The organism is Pseudomonas sp. GV047 (genome assembly GCF_003058245.1).
Lineage (GTDB): Bacteria > Pseudomonadota > Gammaproteobacteria > Pseudomonadales > Pseudomonadaceae > Aquipseudomonas > Aquipseudomonas marginalis.
The window spans coordinates 292,005-304,725 of the sequence record NZ_QCWA01000006.1 but is presented as its reverse complement, the minus strand read 5'-3'; the positions used below and the strand labels follow the sequence as shown (position 1 = coordinate 304,725).

Annotated in this window: 13 protein-coding genes and 1 pseudogene; 4 read left to right on the top strand and 10 right to left on the bottom strand. The window is 55.1% G+C overall.

Annotation, left to right across the window (positions count from 1 at the left end):
* Positions 1-25: 25 nt before the first annotated feature.
* On the top strand, positions 26-205 hold the full coding sequence (locus C8K58_RS32310) for a hypothetical protein (RefSeq protein WP_133822131.1): 180 nt from the start codon (positions 26-28) through the stop codon (positions 203-205).
* 29 nt (positions 206-234) lie between these two features.
* On the opposite strand, the gene C8K58_RS17700 is transcribed toward C8K58_RS32310, so the two are convergent.
* From C8K58_RS17700 to rpoE, 3 genes are read right to left on the bottom strand one after another with little or no spacing between them, the layout of a single operon-like run.
* On the bottom strand, positions 235-1,197 hold the full coding sequence (locus C8K58_RS17700; protein ID WP_098480214.1) for a MucB/RseB C-terminal domain-containing protein: 963 nt from the start codon (positions 1,195-1,197) through the stop codon (positions 235-237).
* Between the two features lie 16 nt (positions 1,198-1,213).
* Positions 1,214-1,801, bottom strand: coding sequence for a sigma-E factor negative regulatory protein (locus tag C8K58_RS17695; RefSeq protein ID WP_003172479.1), 588 nt, complete (start codon positions 1,799-1,801; stop codon positions 1,214-1,216).
* Positions 1,802-1,833: 32 nt separating this feature from the next.
* A complete protein-coding gene (gene rpoE / locus C8K58_RS17690) occupies positions 1,834-2,415 on the bottom strand; it encodes an RNA polymerase sigma factor RpoE (protein ID WP_003172477.1) in 582 nt (193 codons plus the stop codon).
* Positions 2,416-2,877: 462 nt separating this feature from the next.
* Here rpoE and nadB point away from each other — a divergent pair, with 462 nt between their 5' ends.
* The gene (gene nadB, locus C8K58_RS17685; RefSeq protein WP_108573993.1) at positions 2,878-4,485 is read left to right on the top strand and encodes an L-aspartate oxidase; all 1,608 of its coding nucleotides are present in this window, start codon (positions 2,878-2,880) and stop codon (positions 4,483-4,485) included.
* A 427-nt stretch (positions 4,486-4,912) separates the two neighbouring features.
* Here the strand turns inward: nadB and C8K58_RS17680 are convergent, their stop codons facing one another.
* The 5 genes from C8K58_RS17680 to C8K58_RS17660 all read right to left on the bottom strand — a co-directional run bounded on the left by C8K58_RS17680 (position 4,913) and on the right by C8K58_RS17660 (position 10,743).
* The gene (locus tag C8K58_RS17680) at positions 4,913-5,935 is read right to left on the bottom strand and encodes a hypothetical protein (protein WP_108573992.1); all 1,023 of its coding nucleotides are present in this window, start codon (positions 5,933-5,935) and stop codon (positions 4,913-4,915) included.
* Positions 5,936-6,004: 69 nt separating this feature from the next.
* Positions 6,005-6,403 (bottom strand): hypothetical protein, encoded by a 399-nt coding sequence (locus tag C8K58_RS32305; RefSeq protein ID WP_133822130.1) that lies wholly within the window; start codon positions 6,401-6,403, stop codon positions 6,005-6,007.
* 390 nt (positions 6,404-6,793) lie between these two features.
* Complete coding sequence (locus tag C8K58_RS17670; protein ID WP_108573990.1) at positions 6,794-7,642, bottom strand: Rha family transcriptional regulator; 849 nt, start codon at positions 7,640-7,642, stop codon at positions 6,794-6,796.
* A gap of 1,091 nt (positions 7,643-8,733) precedes the next feature.
* Positions 8,734-9,156 (bottom strand): hypothetical protein, encoded by a 423-nt coding sequence (locus tag C8K58_RS17665; protein WP_108573989.1) that lies wholly within the window; start codon positions 9,154-9,156, stop codon positions 8,734-8,736.
* A gap of 144 nt (positions 9,157-9,300) precedes the next feature.
* Complete coding sequence (locus tag C8K58_RS17660) at positions 9,301-10,743, bottom strand: tyrosine-type recombinase/integrase (protein ID WP_108573988.1); 1,443 nt, start codon at positions 10,741-10,743, stop codon at positions 9,301-9,303.
* A gap of 43 nt (positions 10,744-10,786) precedes the next feature.
* Here C8K58_RS17660 and C8K58_RS17655 point away from each other — a divergent pair.
* Positions 10,787-10,978: pseudogene (locus C8K58_RS17655) on the top strand (L-aspartate oxidase); the annotation flags it as partial.
* Here the strand turns inward: C8K58_RS17655 and C8K58_RS17650 are convergent.
* Positions 10,947-11,393 (bottom strand): protein YgfX, encoded by a 447-nt coding sequence (locus tag C8K58_RS17650; RefSeq protein WP_108573987.1) that lies wholly within the window; start codon positions 11,391-11,393, stop codon positions 10,947-10,949. The pseudogene C8K58_RS17655 and the gene C8K58_RS17650 overlap by 32 nt on opposite strands.
* Positions 11,377-11,631 carry a succinate dehydrogenase assembly factor 2 gene (locus C8K58_RS17645; protein WP_027604321.1) on the bottom strand — a complete coding sequence of 85 codons (255 nt, stop codon included), beginning with the start codon at positions 11,629-11,631 and terminating at the stop codon, positions 11,377-11,379. The genes C8K58_RS17650 and C8K58_RS17645 overlap by 17 nt, the downstream gene beginning before the upstream one ends.
* Before the next feature lie 140 nt (positions 11,632-11,771).
* Here C8K58_RS17645 and C8K58_RS17640 point away from each other — a divergent pair, with 140 nt between their 5' ends.
* Complete coding sequence (locus tag C8K58_RS17640) at positions 11,772-12,713, top strand: folate-binding protein YgfZ (protein ID WP_027604322.1); 942 nt, start codon at positions 11,772-11,774, stop codon at positions 12,711-12,713.
* The last annotated feature ends 8 nt before the right edge of the window (positions 12,714-12,721 follow it).

Here is a 12,721-nt window from a genome sequence, read left to right as displayed (position 1 = left end):
ACAGCTCCCGTTACGACGAGCAGGGTTGAGCGACAGGGTTCAAGAAACGCCGAAAACTGCGAACGACATCTTTGTTCCGCGAACAAAACAAGGCCAGGGCCAACAAGCCCTGACCTATAAAAAACATGGGAGATTTTTGCAAGTGAAAATGCTGATCCAGACATTTCATGCTCTCGGCAGCCAACCTGGCATGGGCGTACTGTGAAAGATCCGGATGAACATAGGATTAACGACTCACGGCTTGGGGGTGGCCTTTTTTTCACCGCGCACCGACAGTGCGATGCGTTCGGCGGTGCCAATAGGTATTTCGCCGACCACAGTCACCATCATTTCGCCATCCACCGTATTCAAGCGACGAGATACAGCGACCGTGGGGCCTAATTGGGTGCGAGTCTCGGTCACGCTCACATCGCTGATCGGCTCGAGAAACACCGAGAAGCGCGCCAGTCCATCTTCATACATCAGGCTGTCGACCGTGGCCTTGGTATGGGGATCCTTGCGGGCGCTGCTATTGGTCAGCTGAAAGCCTGGCGGCAACCACTCCAAGTGCCACGCCTCGGTGGCCTCTACGGCCGCTGCCTTGGTGTCGCCGACGGCGATGGAGGTGCATTCGCCGCTGGGCTGCAAGTCGCGATCATTAGGCGTGGTGGAGGTGTCCAATCGAGTGAACTGAAAGCGCTCCAGCAACTGCCCTTGATCATTCAGCAACAAGGATTTGAGCGGCAAGGCAGTTTCACGATCAAGGTGAAGCTCAAAACCGTAGCGGTATTGATCACGGGGTGTAATCGACACAATCACTGCATTACGACCGGCCACGCGAGATTTGCCGATAACGGCCAGTTCGTAGAATTGATTGAGTCTTTGCGGATCGAGGGCGCGCGAGGGCGCATCACGCGAATTGCCAAGGCCGGCGACAAGAGTGCCGCTGACGCACTGAGTACGACCGTCTATACGAACGACTTCCTGAGCAGAACCATCGAGCTGCAAGAGCCGCTCACGGACCTGGCCATTCTGGACACGATGCCAGATGTCATGGGTAGAAAAACTGCCATTACGTTCGTAGACAAACGTACCTTGAAAACTTTGCTGCTGCTCTGCACGCCCAAGTCGAGTCAGCCAGTCTTGGGCGTCGTCGGCATGGGCGGGGAGTGCAAACCAACCACTGAGCAATAAGGTAAGGAGCGGTATGGCGCGCATAGGGCTCCTTAACGGATCAGCGGTTTTCCAGGCTTGCAGCGCGAGCGTATGGCAGAGCGCTTTCAGTGCCTTTCAAGGCGGATTCCTGTGCGTGTTGGCGCAGGTAGCCTGGAAGACGCTGGTCCTGCCAGCCGGATTGCCCTTGCAGCACACCGTTGGCCATAGGGCCGGTGGTGTCGGAGCTTTCCTTGTAGCCGGCCAGTACCGCTGGGCCTTTGACTTGCGGACCGGCCATGACCGGTTGCTGAGTCTGCTGGGCCAGTTCGGCACCGGCGATTTCGTCCTGGTTGTACAGGCGAACACCGGCCAGCACTGCAACAGTCACCGAAGCAGCCACTGCCAGGCGACCCAGGCTGCGCCAAGGGCCACGAGCAGCTTTTGCCGGAACGGCTTCATCAGCCAGCGCGGCAGAAACGGCCGCAGCAATATCCAGACGAGGGATTAGAAGATCCTTGTGCATCACCGCCCGAGCGACTTGGTAACGAGACCAGGTATCACGGGTTTCGGCATCATCAAATGCATTGAGCACTCGACGAAGTTCCAGTTCATCCGCTTCGTTATCCATCACTGCGGACAGCGATTCCTGCAGGGCATCACGACTCATGGCGGTTCCTCTCTTGGCTGTCGCCGCTGTCTTTAGTTTTCCTGCAACAACGGTTGCAAGGCTTTATCGATGGCTTCCCGGGCCCGGAAAATCCGTGACCTTACAGTCCCCACCGGACACTGCATGACGCTCGCAATGTCTTCGTAACTCAGACCATCGAATTCACGTAAAGTTAACGCCGTACGCAAATCTTCTGGCAGTTGCTGAATCGTGCGATGAACGGTGCCTTCGATCTCGTCGCGCAGCAATGCACGCTCCGGCGACTCGAGATCTTTGAGGCCGTGATCACCATCGTAAAATTCTGCATCTTCTGAACTTACATCACTATCCGGTGGGCGGCGTCCGCGAGACACCAGATAGTTCTTCGCCGTGTTGATGGCGATGCGGTAGAGCCACGTGTAAAACGCACTATCACCGCGGAAATTGCCCAGTGCACGGTACGCCTTGATAAAGGCTTCCTGTGCAACGTCCTGCGCTTCATGGGTGTCGTGCACAAACCGCACGATCAACCCGAGAATTTTGTGCTGGTATTTCAGCACTAGCAGATCAAATGCTCGCTTGTCACCGCGTTGAACGCGCTCGACCAGCTGCTGATCCTCTTCCTGGGTTAGCATGAACACTCCTCGTTGTACTTGAAGGAGGCTTGCATAACTAAACGATCAGGCTTGCAAACATAGACTCGGACTTTTCGCAAAAGTTCTCCCCCTTCAAGCAAGTTTCCGGCATGCACTGATTTGGCACACACGAAAAACGCAGCGCGGGCAACGCCGGCTGCGCGAATAATCTTGTCGTCGGTTTTCTGACGCGTCCAATGCTCCCGACGGGCCAATAAACTCAACGTTTCCCAGCTTTCGGGCAACCTGCTATTGAGTCGAGGCTTATGCAAAAAGTTCCCATCTCAATAACCTGCCGATTTTACCCGAGCCGTGCACCGTAATCTCACATTGCCACGAATGCCCGGCTATTGTGCCGCTCCCCCCCTCTATATACTAGTGGCCCGTGTGACCCTTTGATTCGCCGATCCAGGCGTCCTGTTTGCGCCAGCCCTGTGGATCGCTTTTTGCGGAATCCTTCAAATGAGCCAACAGTTTCAACACGATGTCCTGGTGATCGGTAGCGGCGCGGCCGGCTTGAGCCTTGCACTTACCCTTCCCAGCCACTTGCGCATTGCCGTCCTGAGCAAAGGCGACCTGGCCAACGGTTCGACATTCTGGGCCCAGGGCGGTGTCGCCGCCGTGCTGGACGACACCGATACGGTGCAATCCCACGTTGAAGACACCCTCAACGCCGGCGGTGGCCTGTGCAACGAAGACGCGGTGCGCTTCACCGTCGAGCATAGCCGCGAGGCGATCCAATGGCTGATCGACCAGGGCGTGCCCTTCACCCGCGATGAACACGCAGGCAGCGATGACGGCGGCTTCGAGTTCCATCTGACCCGCGAAGGCGGCCACAGCCATCGCCGTATCATCCACGCCGCCGATGCCACCGGTGCCGCGATCTTCAGGACCTTGCTCGACCAGGCCCGCCAACGCCCCAACATCGAATTGCTGGAACAACGCGTCGCTGTCGACCTGATCACCGAAAAGCGCCTGGGCCTGCCGGGCGAACGCTGCCTCGGCGCCTATGTGCTCAACCGCGCCAGCGGCGAAGTGGATACTTATGGTGCGCGCTTCACCATCCTCGCCTCCGGCGGCGCCGCCAAGGTCTACCTCTATACCAGCAACCCCGACGGCGCCTGCGGCGACGGCATTGCCATGGCATGGCGCTCGGGCTGCCGGGTGGCCAACCTGGAATTCAACCAGTTCCACCCCACCTGCCTTTATCACCCACAGGCCAAGAGCTTCCTGATCACCGAAGCCCTGCGCGGCGAAGGTGCACACCTCAAGCTGCCCAATGGTGAGCGCTTCATGCAGCGTTTCGACCCGCGCGCCGAGCTGGCTCCACGGGATATTGTCGCACGCGCCATCGACCATGAAATGAAGCGCCTGGGCATCGACTGCGTCTACCTGGACATCAGCCACAAGCCCGAAGCGTTCATCAAGACCCACTTCCCGACCGTCTACGAGCGCTGCCTGGCGTTCAACATCGACATCACCAAAGGCCCGATCCCGGTGGTGCCGGCGGCGCACTACACCTGCGGCGGCGTGATGGTCGACCAACATGGGCGTACCGATGTACCCGGCCTGTACGCGATTGGCGAAACCAGCTTCACCGGCCTGCACGGCGCCAACCGCATGGCCAGCAACTCACTGCTCGAATGCTTCGTCTACGCCCGCTCGGCCGCAGCCGACATTCTCGAACAACTGCCGCGCATCCCGGTGCCGGCCGCCCTGCCCCGCTGGGATGCCAGCCAGGTTACCGACTCGGACGAAGACGTGATCATCGCCCACAACTGGGACGAGCTGCGGCGCTTCATGTGGGATTACGTGGGGATCGTGCGCACCAACAAGCGCCTGCAACGGGCACAGCACCGGGTGCGATTGCTGCTGGATGAGATTGATGAGTTCTACAGCAACTACCGAGTAAGTAGAGACCTGATTGAACTGAGGAACCTTGCTCAGGTAGCGGAACTGATGATCAGGTCTGCCATGGAACGTAAGGAATCTCGGGGTCTGCACTACACGCTGGACTATCCAGGGATGCTGTCAGAGGCGAAGGATACGATCCTTACACCGACCTTTTGAGGCACGTTAGGAGCCCATAGCGTAGCACCATAGGATCCCGGTTTGTAACAGCTTTGGCGCACATTTGTCCCAACGCTGGGGTCCTTATCGCCTGCCCGCAAGGGTCACTATCGTGCGCCTGGGCGTGGCGCGGGAGGCCCATGGGGGAATTTGATAAAGGTCCCTTCTTTAGATGGGCACACAAATTATTCCCAAATTTTCCCGTTAAGACTGCCTCATAGGCCCCAAACGGCAACCATGAGACGGACCAGTAACGACACACCATAGAAGACCAAGTAGGCGTCCCCTAAGGTGATCGTCATATGCAACCTCCAATTGATTCGATATAACATTACATAAAATTTAGGGAGACCGAAGCCGCCCTAAAGTGAATCGTCACTGTGAAGCTATTTTGTTATTGGATAACCCGACCGCCCTACTGTGTCCCTTAAGGAGCAACAGCAAAGACCAAACGCTTGATCATCTTGAAAGGCACGGTCTCAGTCTGTAGACCTTGAGTGTCCAACTTCACACGGACCATGGCATTAGCCAGAATATCGAAGACACAGCGGATCTCAAGGTCCCAGCCTTGCATAGCAGCATTACGTGTCGCCTCAACCTTCCAGATGTCGCCATTACGGCCCGTCCGGTAGCTCACTGAAGTGAAGGACTTAGGCAGCATAAAGACACCGTAGTCAGTACCTGAGTAGGCCTGTACGCCCGTCCCCAAGAGTTCCTGAGCATCCTCAAGGCCAGCACGTTGAGCGGCACGATTGAGCATAGGAGAGATGGCCGAAGGGATCAGGATGATGAAGTCAGCCACATCAACACCTACAGCAGGGTTAACGTGTTCGGCCAACATGTCCAAGATGTCCTCAGCCTTCTCAACAGGTTTGCCTGATAGTGCCCCAACATATGAGGTATCCACTGAAGGCGCTCCTACAAGTGCCCCAGCGACCTTGCCAGCAGCATGTAACTCAATGTCCAGTAAGAGCTTCTGACCAGTTTGCATCATGGACCCTTCAGTCCAACCAGCCTGGAGCGTATGGTCAAGCATGGTGATCCGATGGCTGATCAAGATGGCCTTTTCGGCGGCTTCAGTGAAGATGAATTCACCAGCCAGCACATCGGCCTTGTCTACAACCTGATTGTCCCAGTTCTCACGGGGATCAAAAGTCACCGATTGGTCGGCCAGGAGAGCGATCTGTTGCCCCGTGGCGTTAGAGCCATAAGGACGGAACTCACAAGGAGTCGCCTCTATGGCAGCTTCACGCCAATCCTCAGAGTTTAGATACTCATCAAAGGCCTGGCTGATCGACTCGATGTAAACCGAAGTATCCGAAGCCGCCAGGAAGTCTTTACGGACCGGACCGGCATTGTATTGAATCTGCCCACCATCAACCTGACCATAAGTATCGGACGTGATGGCGGTACTGTATGAGTCTGGTTTTTTGTTCTCAAAAGGTTTCATGTAGTTCTCCTAAAGTTGTTATAAATATCCTCAGCAAGACAAAGGACTATTCCTGTAATGGTTAGCTAATTACCAGTCAACACTATTGCCGGACCGGGAACGTATAGCCTCACCATGAGAGCGTACCTTGGCGAACTTACGCTCACGTTCAAGTCGCTTCTCTGCCTGCTCCTTAGGAGTGGACATATGGACACGATCAACAGCCTCTTGAGCCAATACTTGACGGTCGCGTTCCCATCGCTCGACTTCCTGACGTTGCTCAAAGAGGAAGCGTGAGGCCTCAGGAACGGAACTTAGAGACAGTCCAGCATTATCAAAAGCCTCTGCGACCTTAGTGATACGGACACGATCCTTACCGGCCTGAAAGACCAATAGGGGCAGCATCACGGCCTCTGCAAAGGAGCGAGTGAGAGTCTGACCAAACAACTCAACAGACTTAGGAGTTACGTTTGTGATATTGAGATTCATGATTTATTTGTCTCCTGACATTGGTAAGGGAATCAGGCGCATAAGGAAGAGAAGACCAGAAAGGCGGAGACCATACGTCTCTCCCTACTGATTCACTTCCAATGGCATCTCTGGATTTGTATTTCGGATAGTCCCATGCGCGGGACATTAGGTTACTTTCAGCGCGGACTTATTGATTGATAATGGGATAAACCTGACAGTGATTAGTCACCGTACTTACAGCCTACCTTGGCCAACTCCCGCTCAACCCAAAGCCTCTTAGTGGACTCTGTGGGCCTTGGAATACAGAACAGACCAGGAGCCTTATCTATTTCCAAAATTGCTCTCAGTGCTTCCCTGCGCATATCCTTAGGGGCATCCATCAATATGGTTTCCGTATAGGACACGGGCTTAAGCTGACTCATTGAGAGCCTGCTGTTTACGCTCATGGGCTTCACGCTGGACTTGATTAACGTCATTGGGACTATTAGCAACATCCCAAACGGTCATCCTCTCAGAACCAAAGCCCTTTATGTCTATCACATAGCCATCACTGTCGATTACAGGTCGAGGCTTGCGGTGTTCGATCAGTCCCTTGGCGATGTTCTCAGCGTTCGGTCGAAGCCACTCATTGATACCCTTGAGGGTGACCTTGAAGAGGTGGCCGGTCAGTTGGATAGCCTTGTTGGACGTGGAGACCTCACGGACCCAGCCGCTCTTGGCGTACTTAGGGTGCATCCGAGTCAGATCCTTGCGCTTAGCTGCGCGCCCCGTGGCGATGAACATTTCCATCACCTTATCTGGGTTCGCTACGCCAGCCAGACGGCAGGCTTCACGCCACGTATAGCCCGTGGTGGTCCCTTTACGGACATGTTCGTCGTAGGCTGGTGCCATTGCATCGACTCGGGTTTGCAGGTCGATCAGCGTTTCCGTGATTGCCTGTGAGGCGAACGCCGGGTTGGCTGCCTGCTCAAGTTCGATCCAGCGACCGACCACCGTATAACGCAGTGCGGTGTCGTAACCCGTAATCAGTGTGAAGACCATTTGCTTATTCAAAATCAGCATACGGTACTGCTTACCACGGCTCTCAAAGGTCGACTCAGTGACGCCTTCAATTTGGCTCCTCAAAACTGAGGGGCGAGATTTCGAGACCAGTTCGATGACACTGTCAGCATCTCGCAAAACGTTGTCGTGACGCTTGCCAGTCATAGCGGCAATCTCGACGGTGGTCATGGTGATTTCTTTGATGTCGTTAAGCATAGTAGTGGTGTCCTTTTTGAATGCTCCCTGAGTTCGCTTCCACAGGCCGACCGTCAAGACCCCACTACGGGCATCGACTATGGCTCAAGAAGCATTCAGAAAGACTTGACGTTGATATGAGCCCAGCGACGGGCGTTGAGACGTTGGATGTTGTGTTCCTAAACGTGAGGGTTAAATCAGGGCTCGCTGATCTCAGACCCCACACAGCAGAGCTAATCAAGCAATCAGGAGAGAGCGCAAAGGCAATCTGAAGGATCCACGTAACAGACCATGCGGACCTCCCTGAGAGGAAGACTTAGCTGTATCCCCTTTATGGTGAGGGTTTTTAGTGGGTGTTTTGAATGAGCGACCAGGGAGAAGACTCAGAAGGTTTTAAAGGGCTGCTTAGCTGGGAGACTCAAGTGTCAAAGTTGACTCACAGCCATGGTCTTCATTGCGAAGCAAGAACCATAACTCAAGGTCTTTAAGTCAAAAGCAAAGATAATTTAATAGATAATATTATGATGCACTTCAAGTCTCTCTTTAGAAACTTAAAGATAAAAGCCCCTATATACTGAAGCATAATCTGAGAGCCCCAAACTCAGTTATGACCAGGACACACCTGGCTTACTTCAGTACACGCCTGCTCCGACTACAGGCCACCCGAAGGCGTCATCATGCCAAGCTCTATGAGAGAGCAAGGGTCGGAATTGTGCAGCCTGGACATGCTACTTATGAGTAGCCAAACCAGGAAGCTATAGGAGGACTTAAGATTTCTTATGGTCGTCTCCTAAACGTGAGGGTTAATTAAATCGGTTGACAAACCAACAGAAACCTCAGTCAAAACAGGGCGGCTCTACGTGAATTCCGCAAGGGCAACCCCTTACGAACTCCTCAGATCTCATTCAGGACCGTGAGGGTTAATTCCAAACTCAATACTTCAGCGACTCAACGATCCCCTTAAGGGTATGAGCCACTGTCCGGATACACCTTACCCACAGAGGGCCACCTTGGAGGTGACCTTACAGCATCATTCACAGAGGTCGCCACGTTTCGGGTGGTGTCGCTCTGGTTATTGTGGGGGGTTTAAATCCCCTCTCAAACAGAGACACTCACAAACTTTTACCATCAGCATTCTTTATACTCTGATCTGCAACATCACAGATGAACTTGGCAATAAATGAAGCTACATTCCCACTATCAAATATAAAATCACTTTCAAACTGATATTCACCGCTAACATTGAGGGTTACCAACTTCCCCATTTTATTCTTGCAATCCCCAGCAGTGACATACCACTTACTCAATTCTATTTTCTTGCGCTTGGCACTAATGGCTCTACCTGCCAACACGGCAATAGGAACATCACTTTTATTTTGTGAAAATTCAAACGATCCTGGCATAGCTTCCCAAGTTGAACCGTCTTCTGCTGAAACGAGTTTTATCCAGCCCTTATCGGCAGACGCAGAGAAGCTAACAAACAAAAGTAAAGCACTCGCCAAAACGATAAGTAATTTATCAAATGCCCTCAACATCTTAAGTCGCACTCCTTAGATTAAAGGTCCGGGCAATTTTTCCCTGAGATGAAATTCGATCACCCGCTATCGCACACTATCCGCGCTGGAAATTCGTATAACTCGCGGTGCCTCACAGATGAGTCAATTCAACTCTGGGTAGTATCATACGGCCATACGAAACGCACTTACCAGCGCCTCAGCCATACGGCCCACCTCAACGGCACTCCCCGCCCCATACAGGTCATAGCTGATAGACCCCGAAGCGTGCCCCAAGATGGACTCAGCGGTTCCCACAGGCACCTCAGCGGCCTTCAAGGCACCGGCCAGCGAGTGACGCAACGAATGGAAGGTCTGGGTCCGATCAGCGTTCAACGTCAGGACCTCCCTAAGGGCCCCATTGAGCACGTTCGAGAACTGACCGGCTCCCAGTGTGAACAGCCGTGAGTCAGCCTTATCGACAAACTCAAGGAACGCCTGAAGATCGAAGCCGTAGGCACCATCAGTCAGTGGCACAACACGGAGAGCATTCTTGGTCTTAGCTGTCTTGCCGTCATTCCTATTGATGTCGATGACCCACACGCTGCCGACCTGTTTAACGTCAGCCTTGGTCAACTGTCTGAGTTCCTCGATACGAGTCCCTGTGATGATCCCAAGGGACAACGCCCAACGCTGCCATACGTCTACTGGTAGTGAGTTAGCGTGAGCCATCAGGGCCTTTACCTGATCCTGAGAGAGCGCCTCACGGGAGCTGTCAGCATCCTTGGATAGCTTCAATCCCTTATCGAAGCCCTTGTCGATGTAGCCATTATGAACAGCCCAATCCATGACAGTTGATAGCCGGGTCAGTAACTTGTTCACAGTGGAACCTTTGCGGTCCTCAAGGAGCTTTGCCTTGAGCGCCACCATGTCAGCCCGAGTGTGCCCTTTAAGGTCGAGGTCTCCCAATACAGCGCTGATAGCCGCACAAGACGACTTTACATCTCTCATAGTGCTGGCCTGTACGTTGTCCTTTTGCTCGGCCATATAGAGCGCGGAGAGGGACTTGAAGGTCAGACCTGAGGAAGCGCTTACAGATAGGGACAGGCAAGGGGCTACAGACGTGCCACAAGGTTCACCATTGAGGTCCTTAACGATCTCGGCCAGCTTTCCTGACCGTCCCCGCATACGCTCCTGAGAGGCCTCAAGGATCTCAAGGGCCTTACTGACTGCTCGTTGCTGATTGATGCTTAGGGGCAACTGTGCGGACGCCTTACGGAGCGCCAAGTGATGCTCATCGTTGATCATCTCGTAAGCGACCAGTGAACTGTCACCGTGTGCCATCGTCAGGTTGTACTCAGCGATGTCTATAAGGCGCTCACGGAGTTCGTCCCATGACGCCTCGGGGTTGTCCAAGTGGTAAGCCTTGAGGGTCGAGAGGATGTCGTCGGAGATGGTCATTGCGGTGGCCTTGTCGGTAGTCCTGAGTGACAGCGTGAAGAAGCCCTTAACGGTTCCTTGAGGGCGAAGGCGAAGGTAATAGCGACCAGACCGGCGATAGTGGTACGGCTTGGCGAGCGCAGTTTGTAACAGGTTTGTCCCAGTTTGGGAGCGGTGGTTGACGATCATCGGCTGAAACCCCTGTATCCATTGGGTTTAGCCTCATAAGGTCGAGTTCTACAGCAACTATAAGGTCAGCCGTGACCTGATCGAACTGCGCAACCTGGCCCAAGTCGCGGAGTTGATGATCCGTTCGGCCATGGAACGCAAGGAAAGCCGGGGCCTGCACTACACCCTCGACTACCCGCAGATGTTGCCCGAGGCCCGCGACACTATTCTGGTGCCAACCACCTACGGCGGCTGAACTTCAAGCGAACCCGCAGGCGCCGGTGCACATCGGCGGCCTGCGAATCCGTCGGCACGCAGACCGAGCGAACCCGCCATTCCCCCGGTACGCGATAGCGCAACACCACAATCAGCGGCAACGCCAGGCTGTCGGGGCGCAGCTGCACGCGATGCCAGCCGCGCTCACCGCTGAATAATTGCCAGCCCTCTTCATCCCGTCGCAGGCCACGAATCGACGAACGGTGAGTCAGCAGGACATAACGCGGCAATACCCAGGCAGCCTGGGCCAGGCACGCCAGCACGCCGAGGACGGCAAAGGGAGAGTCGAGGACCATCAGCGCACCCAGCGCGAACAGCTGGGCAAGGAGATACGCCGCCAGCAGCAGCCGTGAGGCCTGCCAGCGGCATTCAAAACGATTACTTGGGCTGGACACGATCCAGGATCATCCGGACCATGCGCTGCAGTTCAGGATCTTCGGATTCGGCCCGCTCCATGAACCAGCCGAACATGTCCTGATCTTCGCAAGTCAGCAGCCTGACGTAGAGATCGCGATCTTCCTTATTGAGCGTCGCATACACCTCTTTGGTAAAAGGCACCAGCAACACATCAAGCTCAAGCATGCCACGACGGCTGTGCCAGTAGAGACGATTGATTTCTACATCTTCGACCATGGAGCGCTCCTCAAATAGAGCGCAAGTATACAGGCCCGACGGCACCGGAACAGTCGGCTTTGGTCGCCCCCTACGGAAACTATCCATTTGCCGGGCGCCCCTCTATGATGCACCCATGACTTTTTGACCTGCGATGACCCATGGCTGACTCTGCTTTCTTCTGCCCCCTGTCCCACGAAGGCGTTCTCGCCGTCCGCGGCTCCGACGCTGCCAAGTTCCTGCAGGGACAACTCACCTGCAACCTCAATTACCTGAGCGACACCCAGGCCAGCCTCGGTGCGCGCTGCACGCAAAAAGGCCGCATGCAGTCGAGCTTCCGCATCCTGTTGCAGGGCGACGGCGTACTCCTGGCCATGGCCAGCGAACTGCTCGAACCGCAACTGGCGGACCTGAAGAAATATGCGGTGTTCTCCAAGTCCAAGCTCACCGACGAAAGCGCCGCCTGGGTGCGTTTCGGTGTGATCGATGGCGATCAGGCGCTGACCGGCCTTGGCCTTGAGCTGCCCACCGAAACGGACAGCGTTGCCCGTACCGAACACCTGATCGCCGTCCGCGTGTCCCCCGCCCGCGCCGAACTCTGGGTACCGGCCGAGCAAGCCGACGGCGTGCGCGGCCAATTGGCCGCACAGTTGACACAAACCGACTTGAATCACTGGCTACTGGGCCAGATCCGCGCCGGTATCGGCCAGGTCATGCCCCAGACTCGCGAACTGTTCATCCCGCAGATGCTCAACCTGCAGGCCGTGGGCGGCGTCAGCTTCAAGAAAGGCTGCTACACCGGCCAGGAAATCGTCGCGCGCATGCAGTACCTGGGCAAACTCAAGCGTCGCCTGTACCGCTTGAGCTTGAACGCGGCGCAAATGCCCGAGCCAGGCACCCCGTTGTTTTCCCCCAGCCACAACAGCTCGATCGGCGAAGTGGTGATTGCAGCAAAAGCTGACCAGGTGATTGAACTTCTGGCGGTATTGCAAGCCGAAGCTGCCGATAGTGGCGATGTGCACCTAGGCACACTGGAAGGCCCCGGTTTGCAACTGCTTGACCTGCCTTACACCCTTGACCGCGATCGTGAGATCCAGCGTTAGTCGCCGTA

Bases quoted from the DNA above. Each gene is read 5' to 3' on its own strand.
- C8K58_RS17695 (WP_003172479.1), bottom strand. From the start codon at position 1,801: ATGAGTCGTGATGCCCTGCAGGAATCGCTGTCCGCAGTGATGGATAAC.
- C8K58_RS17645 (WP_027604321.1), bottom strand. From the start codon at position 11,631: ATGGTCGAAGATGTAGAAATCAATCGTCTCTACTGGCACAGCCGTCGT.
- C8K58_RS17660 (WP_108573988.1), bottom strand. From the start codon at position 10,743: ATGATCGTCAACCACCGCTCCCAAACTGGGACAAACCTGTTACAAACT.
- rpoE (WP_003172477.1), bottom strand. From the start codon at position 2,415: ATGCTAACCCAGGAAGAGGATCAGCAGCTGGTCGAGCGCGTTCAACGC.
- C8K58_RS32305 (WP_133822130.1), bottom strand. From the start codon at position 6,403: ATGAATCTCAATATCACAAACGTAACTCCTAAGTCTGTTGAGTTGTTT.
- C8K58_RS17670 (WP_108573990.1), bottom strand. From the start codon at position 7,642: ATGCTTAACGACATCAAAGAAATCACCATGACCACCGTCGAGATTGCC.
- C8K58_RS17665 (WP_108573989.1), bottom strand. From the start codon at position 9,156: ATGTTGAGGGCATTTGATAAATTACTTATCGTTTTGGCGAGTGCTTTA.
- nadB (WP_108573993.1), top strand. From the start codon at position 2,878: ATGAGCCAACAGTTTCAACACGATGTCCTGGTGATCGGTAGCGGCGCG.
- C8K58_RS17640 (WP_027604322.1), top strand. From the start codon at position 11,772: ATGGCTGACTCTGCTTTCTTCTGCCCCCTGTCCCACGAAGGCGTTCTC.
- C8K58_RS17700 (WP_098480214.1), bottom strand. From the start codon at position 1,197: ATGCGCGCCATACCGCTCCTTACCTTATTGCTCAGTGGTTGGTTTGCA.
- C8K58_RS17680 (WP_108573992.1), bottom strand. From the start codon at position 5,935: ATGAAACCTTTTGAGAACAAAAAACCAGACTCATACAGTACCGCCATC.